The organism is Pseudomonas sp. AC193 (genome assembly GCF_979258075.1).
The window spans coordinates 1,749,451-1,763,141 of record NZ_OZ409832.1 but is presented as its reverse complement, the minus strand read 5'-3'; the positions used below and the strand labels follow the sequence as shown (position 1 = coordinate 1,763,141).

Here is a 13,691-nt window from a genome sequence, read left to right as displayed (position 1 = left end):
TCGAGCGTTGTCCATGGTCAACCCCGAAACCCTGATCATCTGCGAGCATTGCGACTGTGTGTATGAAAAAGTCGCGCTCGCCAAACACCAGAAAACCCTCTGCGTACGCTGCGGCGGTGTGCTGCAGCGCTTCAATGGTCTGAGCGTTGAGCAGCGTCTGGCGCTGACCTTCACCGCCGCAATGCTGTGGCTGTTCGCCAATTTCTACCCGGTCATGAGCATCAGCCTGCAAGGCCTGAAAAACAGCGCGACGCTGTGGGATTCGGTGCTCGCGCTGAGCCAAGGCCCCATCACGTTTATTGCGATGGTCGCGGCGATTGCCATCATCATCGCCCCGGCGTTTCAACTGGTGCTGCTGGTCTGGGTGCTCAGTTACGCGATGCGCTCGCAACGCGCGCCGGGCTTCAAGGTTTGCATGCGCTGGCTGGAAACGTTGCGCCCGTGGAGCATGCTCGAAGTCTGCCTGCTGGGCGCAATGGTCGCGGTGTTCAAACTCGCCGGATTGCTTGACGTGTTGCCCGGCATCGGCCTGTTCGCACTGGCCGCGCTGAGCCTGATGATGATCCGTATTGCCGGCCGCGACATTCGCGATCTCTGGGACATTCTATGAAGCGACCACCGACCGCCACCGAACTCAATCTGTGCCTGTGCCACAGTTGCGGGCTGGCGTGTGACATGACCGACGAGCCGCACGAGTGCCCGCGTTGCGACGCACCATTGCATCGGCGCAAAACCAATTCGATGGCGCGCACCTGGGCGTACATGCTCGCCGCATTGGCGTTCTATGTCCCGGCCAATTTGCTGCCGGTGATGAACACCACCATGCTCGGCAACGGCGCCGACAGCACGATCATGAGCGGCGTGCTGGAGTTCTGGGAGGCCGGCGCCTGGGACATCGCGCTGATCATTTTCATCGCCAGTATTGCCGTGCCGGGGATCAAATTCGTCGCCCTGACTTTGCTGCTGGTCACCGTGCAACGCGACAGCGACTGGGCGCGCAAGGAGCGTTCGAAGCTGTACCGTTTCGTCGAGCTGATCGGCTATTGGTCGATGCTCGACGTTTTGGTGGTGGCATTGGTCGCGGCGCTGGTGAAGTTTCAGGCGCTCGGTGACATCGAACCACGACCGGGCATTCTGTTTTTCGGCTTGGTCGTGGTCTTCACCATGCTCGCGGCGATGAGTTTCGACCCGCGCATGATCTGGCGTAACGCCCCGGACGACGCAGACCTCAGCCGCGCAGAACCTGCAGCAACACCTGCAACGGATGGCGCAGTGCCCGATCCGACTGGCGCTTGACCTGACTGCGGCACGAATAACCGGTGGCCAGCGCCTCGCCCTGCTCCACCGGCGCCTCGACCTGACGCGCCCATGATTGCTCGTAAATCACCGCCGACGTTTCGCGGTTGCGCGCTTCGTGACCGTAGGTGCCGGACATCCCGCAGCAACCGGTGGCCTGCGTCGCCAGTTGCAATCCCGCCCGCTCAAACACTTGCTCCCACTGGCGGGTGGCGGCCGGGGCGTTGGTTTTCTCGGTGCAATGCGCGAGTAAACGGAACGCTTCGGTACGCTTCTTTTGCTCGGGCATGACCTTGAGCAACCATTCCTGCATCAGCGCCACTTCCGGGCAGTTCTGCATGCCCGGCACTTTCAGGTATTCCTGGCGATAGACCAGAGTCATCGCCGGATCAAGTCCCAGCAGCGGCACGCCGATTTGCGCCAACTCACCCAGCTGGCGGGCATTGCGCAATGCCGCGCGATTAAACGCCGACAAGAAACCCTGCACGTGCAGCGGCTTGCCGTTGGCATTGAACGGAGCCAGATAAACCTGATAACCGAGACGCGAAATCAACTCGACCAGATCCGCCAACAACGGCGCCTCGAAGTAGCGCGTAAAGGCGTCCTGCACCAACACCACACTGCGTTCACGTTGTGCCTGAGTCAGCGCTGACAGGTTGTCGACCGTCGCCGGCAACACCTGCCAACGGCGCATCGCCGCATGGAAATCAAAACGGCTGAGCAACGGCACATCAACCATGCCACCGACACGCTCCAGCAAGCCGCGCACCCACGCAGCGCCCATCAAACCGTTGTACAGCGCCGGAATCCGCGCCATGTACGGAATGCTGTACTCCAGCGAAGCAATCAGATAATCCCGCGCCGGGCGCAGATAACGGCTGTGATACAGCTCGAGAAACCGCGAGCGAAACTCCGGCACATTGACCTTCACCGGGCACTGTCCCGCGCAGGATTTGCACGCCAGACAACCGGCCATGGCGTCGTAGACCTCGTGGGAGAAATCCTCGGATTGCGCACGGGTGTTGCGCCAGCGCTGCCACAGCGTGCTGAAAAATGCCGGTTTGCGAATCGCGTCAGAGAGCACATCGACACCGGCCTCGCCCTGCAAACGCAGCCACTCACGCACCAGTGAAGCGCGGCCCTTGGGCGACTGCGAACGCTCGCGGGTGGCTTTCCACGAAGGGCACATCGCGTCATCGGGATCGAAGTTGTAGCAGGCGCCGTTGCCGTTGCAATGCATGGCCGCGCCGTAGCTCTGCCAAACCTTTTCGTCGATCTGCCGATCGAGCTCACCGCGCAGGGTGACTTCATCGATCTTCAGCAACGCCGCGCCGCTGTTGGCCGGGGTGGCGATCTTGCCGGGGTTGAACTGGTTGAACGGATCGAACGCCGCTTTCAGGGCTTGCAGCGCCGGGTACAACTCGCCGAAAAACGCCGGGGCGTATTCCGAGCGCAGACCTTTGCCGTGTTCGCCCCACAGCAGACCGCCGTAACGCTGGGTCAACGCCGCGACGCCATCGGACACCGGGCGTACCAGCGCCGCCTGCTGCGGATCCTTCATGTCGAGAATCGGCCGCACGTGCAGTACGCCGGCGTCGACGTGGCCGAACATGCCGTACTGCAAACCATGGCTGTCGAGCAGGTCGCGCAACTCGGCGATGTACTCGGCCAGGTGTTGCGGCGGCACAGCGGTGTCCTCGACAAACGGTTGCGGCCGCGCTTCCCCGGCAACGTTGCCGAGCAGGCCGACCGCGCGTTTGCGCATGCCGTAAACTTTATTGACTGCGGCCTGACCGACCGCCAGCGTGTGGCCCAAGCGCACCACAGTCTGGTCGCTGGTCAAGTGTTCGATAAAGCTTTCAACCCGCTGCTGCAGGTCTTCGGGATCGTCGCCGCAGAACTCGACGAGGTTGATCCCCAGCGTCGGCCGCTCAGCGCTTTCAGGAAAGTATTCAGCGACGCCGTGCCAGACGATGTCCTGCATCGCCAGCAGCAGAACTTTCGAGTCGACCGTTTCGATCGACAACGGCTTGAGCGCCATCAGTGCACGGGCATCGCGCAGCGCGTCCATAAACCCGGCGTAGCGGATGTTGACCAGCATCGTGTGCTTGGGAATCGGCAGCACATTGAGGCGCGCCTCAACGACAAAACACAGCGAACCTTCGGCGCCGCAGAGCACGCTGTTGAGGTTGAAACGGTTGTCCGCCTCACGCAGATGCGCGAGGTCGTAACCGGTCAGGCAGCGATTGAGATCGGGAAAGCGTTCCCGGATCAGATCGCCCTGCTCATCAATGATCTGCCGCGCACAGCGATAGACTTCACCGACGCGATCTTCCCGGGCGCACAGGTCTGAAAGTTCGTTCTCTTCTAGTGGCTGGCCGTGCAAGCGTTCGCCGCCACGCAGGATCATGTCGAGTTCGAGCACATGATCGCGGGTCTTGCCGTAGGTGCAACTGCCTTGGCCGCTGGCGTCGGTGTTGATCATGCCGCCGACGGTGGCGCGGTTGGAGGTCGACAATTCCGGAGCGAAAAACAGCCCGGCGGATTTCAGCGCAGCGTTGAGTTGATCCTTGACCACACCGGCCTGCACGCGCACCCAGCGCTGCTCAACGTTGATTTCAAGAATGCGGTTCATGTGCCGCGACAGGTCGACAACGATACCGTCGGTCAGCGATTGGCCGTTGGTGCCGGTGCCGCCGCCACGCGGGGTGATCACCACTTGCTGATACGCCGGTTCGGCAATCAGTCGTGCGACTCGCGCCACATCCTCGGCATCCATCGGAAATACCGCCGCTTGCGGCAGACGCTGATAGATCGAGTTATCGGTCGCCAACACCACGCGACTGGCGTAATCGGCGCTGATTTCCCCACGAAAGCCGCTGGCCTTCAGGGCTTTGAGGAACTGCTGATAATCAGTGGTCAGGGCTTTGGCGGGGGACAGCTGGGCAATCATCGGTCAGGTTATCTCGGTCAAAATCAGGCTATGCGGCGGTGAACAGTTGTACGCAACGAATGATTGCGTCAGGCTCCGCCATCTAATGGTGCCCATGTTCATTGCTGACCGACGCTGGGACAACCGTAAATTCGACCCGCTATTGATGACTTTTACGAATGAATCCGCGCACGCTCACCCCTTCCATGTCGTTATTGCTGGCCTTTGAGGCAGCAGCGCGCCATGAAAGCTACACCCGCGCCGCCCATGAGCTGTCGCTGACACAGAGCGCGGTCAGTCGTCAGGTGCAGATTCTCGAGAAGATGCTCGGCATGCGCCTGTTCAGCCGTGAGGGCCGCAAAGTGGTGCTGACCGATGTCGGGCGCATGTATCAGCGCGAACTCTCGGAGGCACTCGGACAGATTCGCAGCGCGACGTTGCAGGCGATGGCGTTCGGTTCGGGCATTCACAGTTTGCGCCTGGCGACGTTGCCGACGTTTGGCTCGAAATGGCTGTTGCCGCGCCTCAAGGATTTCTACACCGCGCATCCGGGCATGACCGTACATTTGCATTCGCGCATCGAAGCGATCGACTTTGATACCAGCGAAATCGACGCCGCGATTTGTGTGGGTGGCGGAGAGTGGCCGGGACTGACCGCCCTGCCTCTGCATACCGAAGAACTGGTCGTTATTGCGAGCGCGCAGTTATCGAAGGCCGAGCGCGATGACGCCGAAGCGCACATCGCCGGGCAACTGCTGCTCAATGTCAGCAGCAACGCGCAGGCGTGGACGGAATGGTTCAGCCATCACAGCCTGCCGCACCGCAGCATGCGCATCGGCCCTAGTTTTGAAATGACCTCGCATTTGATTCAGGCGGTGCGAGCGAATATTGGCGTAGGGCTGGTGCCGCGGATTCTGGTGGAAGAGGAACTGTTGAAGGGTGAATTGCTGCAGTTGGGCGAGCCGATTACCAGTCGGCGCAGCTATTACCTGGTGTATCCGCCGCGTAATGAGACGTTGCCGTCGTTGAAGGCGTTTCGGGATTGGTTGGTGGAGACACTTTGAGGTGATGTGTTGTCAGTCACGCAGCCTTCGCGAGCAAGCCCGCTCCCACAGGGAGATGCATTCCAAATTGTGGGAGCGGGCTTGCTCGCGAAGAGGCCGGCCCTCACAACCTATAATCCGCGGCATGACGCAATTGGCGGGGTCAACCCTTCAGCGGCGGCGGGCCACTCGGCGCCTTGGGCAGCGCATTCGCCACCGGTTTGCCATCCTTTGTATAACGACGCGCCACCCACTCTGGCATTGGTTGCGGTGCTCTGGCTGTCATAGCGAACTCTCCAATTTCGGGCCGAACTCGACCCACTTGACCTTGCCGGAATCTATCAGCAAATACTCGGCGCCAAAAGGCACCTCTGTTCCATCGGAGTCCAGCCAACAGGGGTTTTGCATCACAAACTGGCCGCTATTGGATTCCGGCGGCCACTCCACCGGCCAGCCAAAAACGCGCCTCTCATCGGTCAGGTGCAGGGTGACAAGGCGATGGTGCTGGGCAAAAATGCTGAACCATTCGCTGGGGTAGGAAGTTTGTTTCGTGACGTTTCTACTGCGCAGCCAACTGTGCAATTGGTCATTGGTTGCCAGATAACAGGAAAGCAACCCCAGCGTTATCGACACGACAAAAGCCCACACCGTCTCAGCCCTCGCATCCCATTGCCCTACAGAAAATCCCTTCGCGCCAACCCATAAACAGACAGATCCAACCCCCAACACAGCCCCTTGAATCACAAAAGTAAAAATCAGCGCCTGCACAATCTGCCCGAACGTATCCGGACGCTTGAACGCCGTCAGCGAGTAAAAAATCCACGCTGACAGGAATCCGGGAATCAGATACTGCAACAACGGAATAACTTCTTTGACCAGATCATCCATGATCCGAGGCTCCTTGAAAGACATGCAGGCCCATTCATAGCCCCGCGATCCAAAGCCTAGTCGACGCAGAAAATACGCCCACCCCCAACTGTCACATCTCGTTGCGCGCTTTTGCGGCGGGCAAAAAAATCCCGCTTTTGTAAGCGGGATTTTTTACAGGCTCAGAATTACGCAACCACAGGAATCATCGGATCCGCCGCCGCCAGCGCACTCACGCGATCAGCCGCGGGTGGATAAATCCACTGGGTGTTGATCTGCGTCTTCAGGGTTTTGCCTTCCTGTTTGACCAGTTTCACCTGACGATCCCAGCCCTCGGTGTACACCGCGCCCCAGGCGCCGAGATCCAGACAGGTCACGTATTTCGGCTGGCTATACGGCGTTGGGTCGATACCGAGAATCTGCGCAGCGACGTTGTTGCCAGCATGACGACCCAATGAAATCGCGTGCTGGCAGGTCATCAGCGCGAAATTGCCGAGGTCGTCGGTGGCGGCGTAGGCGACATCGCCGGTGGCAAAAATATCGTCCTGACCGATGACTTTCAGGTTCGCATCAACGTGCAAGCGACCTTGTTTATCGCGTTCGGCAGGGATCTGCTCGGTCAACGAACTGGCGCGCACGCCGGTCGTCCAGACCACGGTTTTTGCCTCGATGTGTTGACCGTCCGACAGCGTCACGCCATTGGCATCGACCGACTGCACCGAGACACCCAGACGCCATTCAACGCCCAGCTCTTCACTCGCCTCAAGGATGGAATGGCTGATTTCTTCACCCATTGCGGCGCCGATCTTCTGCCCGCGATCAACGATGATCACGTTGATATCGGCTTCCTCGCCGAGAATCTCGCGTAGACGCCCTGGCATTTCAGTCGCGGTTTCAATGCCGGTGAATCCACCGCCCGCGACCACCACGGTGTTGCGCGCCTTGCTCGACGGTTGGTCTCTGAGGGATTTCAAATGGGTTTCCAGACGAATCGCCGCTTCGATCTGATCAACGTCAAACGCATGTTGCGCCACACCCGGCGTGGCCGATTGCGCCAGACCGCTGCCCGAAGCCAGTACCAGTTTGTCGAAGTGGAAGACTTGTTGCTGCCCGGCCGTATCGGTGTAGCCAACGGTTTTTGCCGGGACATCGATGGTGTCCGCGGCGCCTTTGATGAAGTGAACGCCGACTGCTTCGAACAGTTCACCCAGCGGTGCCGCCAGTTGATGAGCATTCGGTTCGTAGAAACGCGGACGTACACGCAGCTCCGCTTGCGGAGCCAGAACGCTGATTTCAACATCATCACGTCCATGCAGATCGACCAGACGTGTCGCGCTCAATGCCGACCACATACCGCCAAAACCTACGCCGATAACCAGAATCTGCTGCTTCATTGTGCTTCTCCAGAAAAAGCCAAGCCGTTGAAAGAGGTGAAACGAATTTCGCCGGAGGCCCGTCGTCGCCACTCCGATAGCGCCGACTGTATTGGTCGGATATAAAACCAACAAGTCAGATTATTCGATGGTTTTGATCGAATAATCTGATCAACCAGAATGATAAGAATCCACCACAAAAAGCCATTTTTCTTGCTTTCAAGCACATAAAGAACAAAATCAGTCCACGCAGACAGATTGCCGAGCCTCCCTCAGGCTGATAATATTTACGACAACTTAAGTCGGAGATAAAAATGTCTCTTTACAGCGCAGGCGTCGAATACGGCATTCATTGCCTGGCATTTTTGGTGGGCAATGGTGGTGACTCTCGCGAGGCCAGTGTGCGCGACCTCGCCGAGTTACAAGGCGTGCCAGTCGAGTATCTGGCGAAGATTTTCACCAAACTGGCCAAAAGCAAATTGGTAGTGGCCAGTGAAGGCGTGCGTGGTGGGTTCAGCCTGGCACGACCGGCGGATGAGATCACCCTGCTCGACATCGTCAACGCCATCGATGGACGCAAGAATATTTTCGAATGCCGCGACATCCGGGGTCGTTGCGCCCTTTTTGAAGGCAATCCGCCGGAGTGGGCCATCGAAGGCACCTGCTCGATTCACGGCGCGATGATGACCGCGCAAAAGCGCATGGAAGAGGCACTTGCCCAGCAAACCATTCTCGATATCGCGAGAAAAGTCGGGCGCAAGGCCCCGGCGGAATTCGGCCAGCAAGTGGAAGACTGGATTCAGGATCGCCGAGAGAAGAAAGGCAATGTCGGCACCATCGCGCTGACCGACATTACTGACTGACCAAGCGCCCAATAAAAAAGCAGAAACCGAGGTTTCTGCTTTTTTTCATCCGGGAACGCCGTTACAGGCAGTCACGCACCGATTTGCGCAACGAGCCGGACTTGGCCCAGGGCGGCCCCTGATACAGCGAGACGCGGCTACCGTCCTTGTATTTGACGATATCGAGAATCTCGTCGGCCGTGATGATGCTCGGCGCGGTGATGCGATAACCGTTGGAAATCGACGTTTGCGATGTCTTGGAAACGTCCTGCTGCCACAGCGGCAAAATGCACGCGGCGTAGTCTTTGGGCGTTTTTTCGCTGGTCTTGCTGAGATTGGGTTCACCCGGAACCAGTGACGCCGGCAAGGAGCAACCTGCCAATACCGCCAACGTCAAACTTCCGATCCATATCCGCATGGGTGCTTCTCTAATCTGAAAAAAAGCGAATGTAACGTGTAACTGGTTACACATCCATCGTGGCATTGCGCCGTTGATGCGCTTTCGACAAATTTTCACAACCGCTCAGCTTAATGACAGCATCGCTCCGCCCCACCGGCGAAAATACGACTACTCTTTTTTACCGAGAATGTTCTGGAGGTGATCATGCGGCTCAATGAATACGAACACGAACTTCAACGCGACCTGCAAGCCGTCGCATCGGATCTGAGATGGTCAGCGGTCGACCTCAAACGCATTGCCGAACAATTGCGCAAATCGGGCAACGAGGCTGACGCGCAAACGGTGCTGCGCTCTTGCGAAGTGCTGCAAAGCGACGAAGAGCGGCTGCAACTTTATGCCAAGGAAGTGAAGGCACGCGCAATCAGCCGGACCAAAGTCCACTGACACTTGTGGCGAGGGAGCTTGCTCCCGCTGGGTCGCGAAGCGGCCCTCGCTCTTTATCCTAAAAGGGCCTTCTGCGCAGTCCAGCGGGAGCAAACTCCCTCGCCACAATTCAACTAACGTTGTGACTTTGCGCTTTCACCGAGCGTTTTCTGTAGCCGGGAAGTGCTGCGGCATACGCCAGCGCCTCCTCTCTGCTGGCAAATGACGCCAGTCGATCACCTTGCGTGCAAACCCGCCAAGGGCCGTTGTTCACGCTGAGTACGTCATAGCCGTTCATGTGCATCTTGTTCAACATGGGCATGCTCATGGGTACCTCCTTTTGCAACAGGGTTATTCAGCTTCACGCTTTTAACCTTACACCCTGATTTACTGGAGTGGCCGACCGCCCGGCAGCCAACGATCAGGCACTTTCGATGCAGAACAATACTCAACATCCACAGGGAACCTTTAAACAAAGGCCCGGCTCGAATATTGCAGTTTTATTTCGTTTTTGTGACAACCGGTAAACAGGTAACAGATGAAAGTACGCGCCACCGTCATTTGCGAGCAGGATCGCCATATCCTCCTGGTTCGCAAGCCCAGATGTTGCTGGACATTGCCCGGCGGCAAAGTCGAGCCTGGGGAAACCAAAGCCGCTGCGGCTGTGCGCGAATTGCATGAAGAAACCGGGCTGGAAGCCGAAGATGTTCTGTACTTGATGGAGTTACAGAGCGGCCGCACGCAACATCACGTCTACGAGGCCTCGGTACTGAACATTGAGGAAGTGCGTCCACAGAATGAAATCAGCGATTGCATGTGGCATCCGCTGAACGCAGTGCAGAATCTGAAAACCAGCGACGCGACGTTGCGCATCGTTCAGGCGTTTCAGCGGCGCCTATAAGCGTTAACCCGCGAAGGCCCGGCGCCCGGCGCTGATTTCCGTGCGCAATTCACCGATGAAGTTGGAAATGTCACGGATGGTGACGAGGTGTTCCGGGGAAACGCCATTGAGCTGCAACTTGATGTCGCCGCTGGCCGGCTCACTTACCTTGATCTGTAGCAGTCCCTGCGTCGCAATGCAGTTGCATGTGAACCCCGGAAACCCGGATTCGACAATGCGGCAAATGTCCGTAATGGCAAGCATGGGGCACGCCTCGCAGGCGATGAGTCGGTCGACCCGTAGAGCATAGATGAGCGTTTTGAAATCCGCCGCCCCGAAAAATGCCAACTCCCTCACATTTTTCGGGCGACTTTAATCAGCATCACGATCCCAGATCCAGTTCCAGATCCCCGGCAAATGCACCGGCTGAGAACTTTGCTGAACCGTGCGTGCCAGCGCGGCTTTTTCCAGTGCTGCGTGATCCACATAAAACGGCTGATCCGCCAGTGGCACGCCCGTCGCCGCCGCACTGTCGAGCAGGATCTGCAGATATTCGCGCGTATGCCGAGCGGTGTAGCGGTTCAGATCATGGAAAGTCACCACCACCGGAATCACACCGTCCACCACCGGAAACTCACCGCGCGCGATTTGCTCACGCACTTCCGACAACTGCCGCAGCATGTTCGCACGACGCCTCGGACTGGCGTTGAAGCCCCAGATCTTGCCGTCATTAGCACTTAAATCGGTCAACAACACGTGCATGCCATGCTGCTGATACGCGGCAAAAGTGCGTTTGTCGTAATTCCAGAATGGTGGACGCAGCAGTTTCGGCGGCGCGCCGCTAATCGCGGCAATGTCTGCCATGCCATTGCTCAACGATTCTTCAAGTTCTTGCGGGCTCAGTGAACGGTGATTGGTGTGCCAGTGGGTCGCAGTGTGGAACGCGAGAATATGACCTTCATCGTGTTCGCGACGCATGATGCCGCGACCGATATCGCTGTTACCGGCCCTCGGTGCGCGGGTCTGCACGAAGAACACTGCTTTGATGCCCGGCTGAATCGGGTTGTCCTTGAGGCTATCGAGCACCGTCGCCGACGGATTCCAAAAACTTGAAGCACTGGGGCCGTCATCGAAGGTCAGCAAAAAACGCACCGGCGCCTGCGCTTTCAGCTGTGTTTCGGTTTGCGCGGTCAATTCGATGGGCGCGGCGATGCAGCCAGCCAGCCCGAAAGCGATGGCCGCTGCACAGAATATTTTGAATAGCGATGTCATGTTTTGCCTTGAGCCCGACCGCTGCCGTGATGTTGTCGATTGGCAAAACTCCCTCGCCCTTATCCATCCCTGCGCTCCGATCCGCGAGCCGAGGTTGGATAAGGTACACAGGGTTTGGTTCCGGCGCTTGCTCAGTGAGCCAACGCTTGCTGAAACGAGGTGTCGATAATGCCGGCGGTGGCCAGTGGCGTCGGCAGTGCCTTGACCTTGAACAGGAAGTCCGCAGTGCTTTGCAGATCCGTCGCTGCCTGCTGATCAACCGGCCCGACCGTCATGTGCGCCTGGCGCAACCAGTGCCGCGAAACCTGTTGATCGAGATTGGCCTTTTTCGCCCAGAGGTCGGCGTACTCATCGGTATGACTGTCGACCCACGCCCGCGCCAGTTTCAAACGTCCAAGGAAATCGGCGATGGCTTCACGTTTACTGTCGATCGACGGTGTCGACGCGGCGATGGCACTGAGCCCCGGCATCAGGTTTTTTGCGGTCAGGATTGGCCGTGCGCCCGAAAAAACAATCTGCTGAGAAATATACGGTTCCCACACCGGGAACGCGTCGATGCTTCCCTGCGGCAACGCGGCGGCTGCATCGATCGGCATCAGTTTGACGAAGTCGACGTAGTTCTCCGGCAGACCGCCCTGCTCCAGCGCGCGCAAGGTCAACTGCTGACTCCAGGCACCGGGCCAATAGGCGACTTTTTTACCCTTCAGATCAGCGATGGTTTTCACCGGGGAATCTTTCGGCACCAGCAACGCAATGGTGTCGGGGTTTTGCCGCGACACGCCGATCAGCTTTACCGGCGCCTGCTTGGCTGCCAGAAACAGAAAGCCTGAATCACCTAAAAAGCCCAGATCCAGCGAGCCGGTTTGCAAGGCTTCAGCCAGCGGCGCGGCGGCCTGGAAATGTTTCCAGTCGACCGTATACGGCGCGTCTTTCAACACACCGGACGCTTCAATAGAGGCGCGGATGTTGTAGTAATTCTGATCGCCGATATGCAGGACGACTGGCTCGGCCGCGTAGGAAAGTGGTGAAGCAAACAGTGCCGCAGTCAGCGCACTGCGTAGGAATCGGGAAAGCTTCATGGCAAGTCCTGCAAAGGGGATTTGCATAGACCATAACGCTCTTAATATTCAGTTTTGAAATTCGATTAATGCATAAGCTCATCACTGTCGTTTCCAACTGTTCACGGCGCAACAGTGGCGCGGCATGCTGTTCACCAGGCAACAGTTAAAAACGAGCAAACCAGCGAAAAACCCAATAAACACGGGCTAGAACGGATATGGCACAGAGCCTGCAATATTCCATTCATGCAGGAAGCATTCACTAAAAATATCTTTTTGGACATAAGAAATCTGTGCCTTTGCCGGAGCGTTCCCCCATGAAAACGTTTTTCCCGTTCTTTCGAATCAAGACGCTGCTGGCTGCGAGCGCCATTCTCTTGAGCCTGCAACCAATCGCCCACGCCGCCGAGACCGCGCCGGCCGAAGTGCACCTCGACTACGCTTATTACTCGCCAGTCAGCCTGGTGCTTAAACATTTCGGCTTCCTCGAAAAAGCCTTGCCGCAAACCAAAGTCAGCTGGGTGCTGAGTCAGGGCAGCAACCGGTCATTGGAATACCTCAACAGTGGCGGCGTCGATTTCGCTTCCAGCGCCAGCCTCGCCGCCGTGCTGAGCCGCGCCAACGGCAGCCCGATCAAATCGATTTACGTCTACAGCCGTGCCGAATGGACAGCGTTGGTGGTGCGCAAAGACTCGCCGTACCAGACCGTCGCCGACCTCAAGGGCAAGAAAATTGCCGCCACCAAAGGCACCGATCCTTACCTGTTCACCCTGCGCAGCCTGCAACAGGCCGGGCTGAAAAAAGACGACGTTGAACTGGTGCACCTGCAACACCCGGACGGTCGCACTGCGCTGGAAAAAGGTGACGTCGACGCCTGGGCCGGCCTCGATCCGCACATGGCCGCCAGCCAGGTTCAGGCCGGTTCGCGCTTGCTCTATCGCAACCCTGCCTTTAATAGCTATGGCGTGGTCAGCGTCACCGAGCAGTACGCCAAGGAGCATCCGCAAACCATCGACACCGTGATCAAAGCCTACGAGCAGGCGCGCGAATGGTCGCTGAAAAATCCTGATGAATTCGCCGCCCTCCTCGCCAAAGAATCCGGCCTGCCGCTGGACGTGGCCAAACTGCAGCTGTCGCGCACCGACCTGAGCAGCCCGCAACTGACCGCCAACGACGTCAGCGCCTCCAAGGCTGCCGCGCCGATTCTGGTGTCGGAAGAACTGGTGCGCCGTGGCGTCAATGTCGATCAAGTCATCGATCAATTGCTCGACAGCGGTGTGCAGCAAGCCGTCGCCCGCCAGTAAC

16 protein-coding genes are annotated in these 13,691 nt (G+C 58.2%); 7 read left to right on the top strand and 9 right to left on the bottom strand.

Features of this window, described 5'->3' with window-relative positions; translation table 11 throughout:
• The first annotated feature begins 13 nt into the window (after nucleotides 1–13).
• Complete coding sequence (locus ACZZ0D_RS08170) at nucleotides 14–610, top strand: paraquat-inducible protein A (protein WP_053121267.1); 597 nt, start codon at nucleotides 14–16, stop codon at nucleotides 608–610.
• Nucleotides 607–1,296, top strand: coding sequence for a paraquat-inducible protein A (locus ACZZ0D_RS08165; RefSeq protein ID WP_053121268.1), 690 nt, complete (start codon nucleotides 607–609; stop codon nucleotides 1,294–1,296). Before ACZZ0D_RS08170 ends, ACZZ0D_RS08165 begins: the two co-directional genes overlap by 4 nt.
• On the opposite strand, the gene ydiJ is transcribed toward ACZZ0D_RS08165, so the two are convergent.
• On the bottom strand, nucleotides 1,229–4,249 hold the full coding sequence (gene ydiJ / locus ACZZ0D_RS08160; RefSeq protein WP_463552883.1) for a D-2-hydroxyglutarate dehydrogenase YdiJ: 3,021 nt from the start codon (nucleotides 4,247–4,249) through the stop codon (nucleotides 1,229–1,231). The two genes, ACZZ0D_RS08165 and ydiJ, sit on opposite strands and share 68 nt — an antisense overlap.
• Nucleotides 4,250–4,407: 158 nt before the next feature.
• Here ydiJ and ACZZ0D_RS08155 point away from each other — a divergent pair, with 158 nt between their 5' ends.
• Entirely contained in the window at nucleotides 4,408–5,292 is an 885-nt protein-coding gene (locus ACZZ0D_RS08155; protein ID WP_053121272.1) for a LysR substrate-binding domain-containing protein, read from the top strand.
• A 142-nt stretch (nucleotides 5,293–5,434) separates the two neighbouring features.
• Here ACZZ0D_RS08155 and ACZZ0D_RS08150 read toward each other — a convergent pair whose 3' ends face one another.
• From ACZZ0D_RS08150 to ACZZ0D_RS08140, 3 genes are all read right to left on the bottom strand, one after another.
• Entirely contained in the window at nucleotides 5,435–5,557 is a 123-nt protein-coding gene (locus ACZZ0D_RS08150; protein ID WP_463552882.1) for a hypothetical protein, read from the bottom strand.
• The gene (locus tag ACZZ0D_RS08145; RefSeq protein WP_400644619.1) at nucleotides 5,554–6,159 is read right to left on the bottom strand and encodes a DUF6338 family protein; all 606 of its coding nucleotides are present in this window, start codon (nucleotides 6,157–6,159) and stop codon (nucleotides 5,554–5,556) included. The genes ACZZ0D_RS08150 and ACZZ0D_RS08145 overlap by 4 nt, the downstream gene beginning before the upstream one ends.
• A gap of 167 nt (nucleotides 6,160–6,326) precedes the next feature.
• Complete coding sequence (locus ACZZ0D_RS08140) at nucleotides 6,327–7,532, bottom strand: NAD(P)/FAD-dependent oxidoreductase (protein ID WP_463552881.1); 1,206 nt, start codon at nucleotides 7,530–7,532, stop codon at nucleotides 6,327–6,329.
• Nucleotides 7,533–7,825: 293 nt separating this feature from the next.
• Between ACZZ0D_RS08140 and ACZZ0D_RS08135 the strand changes: the two genes are divergently transcribed.
• Nucleotides 7,826–8,374, top strand: coding sequence for an RrF2 family transcriptional regulator (locus ACZZ0D_RS08135; RefSeq protein ID WP_463552880.1), 549 nt, complete (start codon nucleotides 7,826–7,828; stop codon nucleotides 8,372–8,374).
• Between the two features lie 61 nt (nucleotides 8,375–8,435).
• Here ACZZ0D_RS08135 and ACZZ0D_RS08130 read toward each other — a convergent pair whose 3' ends face one another.
• Nucleotides 8,436–8,771, bottom strand: coding sequence for a hypothetical protein (locus ACZZ0D_RS08130; protein WP_053121280.1), 336 nt, complete (start codon nucleotides 8,769–8,771; stop codon nucleotides 8,436–8,438).
• Nucleotides 8,772–8,957: 186 nt separating this feature from the next.
• Here ACZZ0D_RS08130 and ACZZ0D_RS08125 point away from each other — a divergent pair, with 186 nt between their 5' ends.
• The gene (locus ACZZ0D_RS08125) at nucleotides 8,958–9,197 is read left to right on the top strand and encodes a hypothetical protein (protein ID WP_053121283.1); all 240 of its coding nucleotides are present in this window, start codon (nucleotides 8,958–8,960) and stop codon (nucleotides 9,195–9,197) included.
• 109 nt (nucleotides 9,198–9,306) lie between these two features.
• Here ACZZ0D_RS08125 and ACZZ0D_RS08120 read toward each other — a convergent pair whose 3' ends face one another.
• Complete coding sequence (locus tag ACZZ0D_RS08120) at nucleotides 9,307–9,504, bottom strand: hypothetical protein (protein WP_053121284.1); 198 nt, start codon at nucleotides 9,502–9,504, stop codon at nucleotides 9,307–9,309.
• Nucleotides 9,505–9,714: 210 nt separating this feature from the next.
• Between ACZZ0D_RS08120 and ACZZ0D_RS08115 the strand changes: the two genes are divergently transcribed.
• The gene (locus tag ACZZ0D_RS08115; RefSeq protein ID WP_053121286.1) at nucleotides 9,715–10,077 is read left to right on the top strand and encodes an NUDIX hydrolase; all 363 of its coding nucleotides are present in this window, start codon (nucleotides 9,715–9,717) and stop codon (nucleotides 10,075–10,077) included.
• A 3-nt stretch (nucleotides 10,078–10,080) separates the two neighbouring features.
• Here the strand turns inward: ACZZ0D_RS08115 and ACZZ0D_RS08110 are convergent, their stop codons facing one another.
• From ACZZ0D_RS08110 to ACZZ0D_RS08100, 3 genes are all read right to left on the bottom strand, one after another.
• Complete coding sequence (locus tag ACZZ0D_RS08110) at nucleotides 10,081–10,320, bottom strand: DUF1652 domain-containing protein (RefSeq protein WP_053121289.1); 240 nt, start codon at nucleotides 10,318–10,320, stop codon at nucleotides 10,081–10,083.
• Between the two features lie 108 nt (nucleotides 10,321–10,428).
• Nucleotides 10,429–11,328 (bottom strand): polysaccharide deacetylase family protein, encoded by a 900-nt coding sequence (locus ACZZ0D_RS08105; RefSeq protein ID WP_463552879.1) that lies wholly within the window; start codon nucleotides 11,326–11,328, stop codon nucleotides 10,429–10,431.
• Nucleotides 11,329–11,459: 131 nt separating this feature from the next.
• Nucleotides 11,460–12,407 carry an ABC transporter substrate-binding protein gene (locus ACZZ0D_RS08100; protein WP_400644635.1) on the bottom strand — a complete coding sequence of 316 codons (948 nt, stop codon included), beginning with the start codon at nucleotides 12,405–12,407 and terminating at the stop codon, nucleotides 11,460–11,462.
• Between the two features lie 296 nt (nucleotides 12,408–12,703).
• Between ACZZ0D_RS08100 and ACZZ0D_RS08095 the strand changes: the two genes are divergently transcribed.
• Entirely contained in the window at nucleotides 12,704–13,690 is a 987-nt protein-coding gene (locus tag ACZZ0D_RS08095; RefSeq protein WP_463552878.1) for an aliphatic sulfonate ABC transporter substrate-binding protein, read from the top strand.
• The last annotated feature ends 1 nt before the right edge of the window (nucleotide 13,691 follow it).

Bases quoted from the DNA above. Each gene is read 5' to 3' on its own strand.
- ACZZ0D_RS08170 (WP_053121267.1), top strand. From the start codon at position 14: ATGGTCAACCCCGAAACCCTGATCATCTGCGAGCATTGCGACTGTGTG.
- ACZZ0D_RS08165 (WP_053121268.1), top strand. From the start codon at position 607: ATGAAGCGACCACCGACCGCCACCGAACTCAATCTGTGCCTGTGCCAC.
- ydiJ (WP_463552883.1), bottom strand. From the start codon at position 4,249: ATGATTGCCCAGCTGTCCCCCGCCAAAGCCCTGACCACTGATTATCAG.
- ACZZ0D_RS08155 (WP_053121272.1), top strand. From the start codon at position 4,408: ATGAATCCGCGCACGCTCACCCCTTCCATGTCGTTATTGCTGGCCTTT.
- ACZZ0D_RS08150 (WP_463552882.1), bottom strand. From the start codon at position 5,557: ATGACAGCCAGAGCACCGCAACCAATGCCAGAGTGGGTGGCGCGTCGT.
- ACZZ0D_RS08145 (WP_400644619.1), bottom strand. From the start codon at position 6,159: ATGGATGATCTGGTCAAAGAAGTTATTCCGTTGTTGCAGTATCTGATT.
- ACZZ0D_RS08140 (WP_463552881.1), bottom strand. From the start codon at position 7,532: ATGAAGCAGCAGATTCTGGTTATCGGCGTAGGTTTTGGCGGTATGTGG.
- ACZZ0D_RS08135 (WP_463552880.1), top strand. From the start codon at position 7,826: ATGTCTCTTTACAGCGCAGGCGTCGAATACGGCATTCATTGCCTGGCA.
- ACZZ0D_RS08130 (WP_053121280.1), bottom strand. From the start codon at position 8,771: ATGCGGATATGGATCGGAAGTTTGACGTTGGCGGTATTGGCAGGTTGC.
- ACZZ0D_RS08125 (WP_053121283.1), top strand. From the start codon at position 8,958: ATGCGGCTCAATGAATACGAACACGAACTTCAACGCGACCTGCAAGCC.
- ACZZ0D_RS08120 (WP_053121284.1), bottom strand. From the start codon at position 9,504: ATGAGCATGCCCATGTTGAACAAGATGCACATGAACGGCTATGACGTA.
- ACZZ0D_RS08115 (WP_053121286.1), top strand. From the start codon at position 9,715: ATGAAAGTACGCGCCACCGTCATTTGCGAGCAGGATCGCCATATCCTC.
- ACZZ0D_RS08110 (WP_053121289.1), bottom strand. From the start codon at position 10,320: ATGCTTGCCATTACGGACATTTGCCGCATTGTCGAATCCGGGTTTCCG.
- ACZZ0D_RS08105 (WP_463552879.1), bottom strand. From the start codon at position 11,328: ATGACATCGCTATTCAAAATATTCTGTGCAGCGGCCATCGCTTTCGGG.
- ACZZ0D_RS08100 (WP_400644635.1), bottom strand. From the start codon at position 12,407: ATGAAGCTTTCCCGATTCCTACGCAGTGCGCTGACTGCGGCACTGTTT.
- ACZZ0D_RS08095 (WP_463552878.1), top strand. From the start codon at position 12,704: ATGAAAACGTTTTTCCCGTTCTTTCGAATCAAGACGCTGCTGGCTGCG.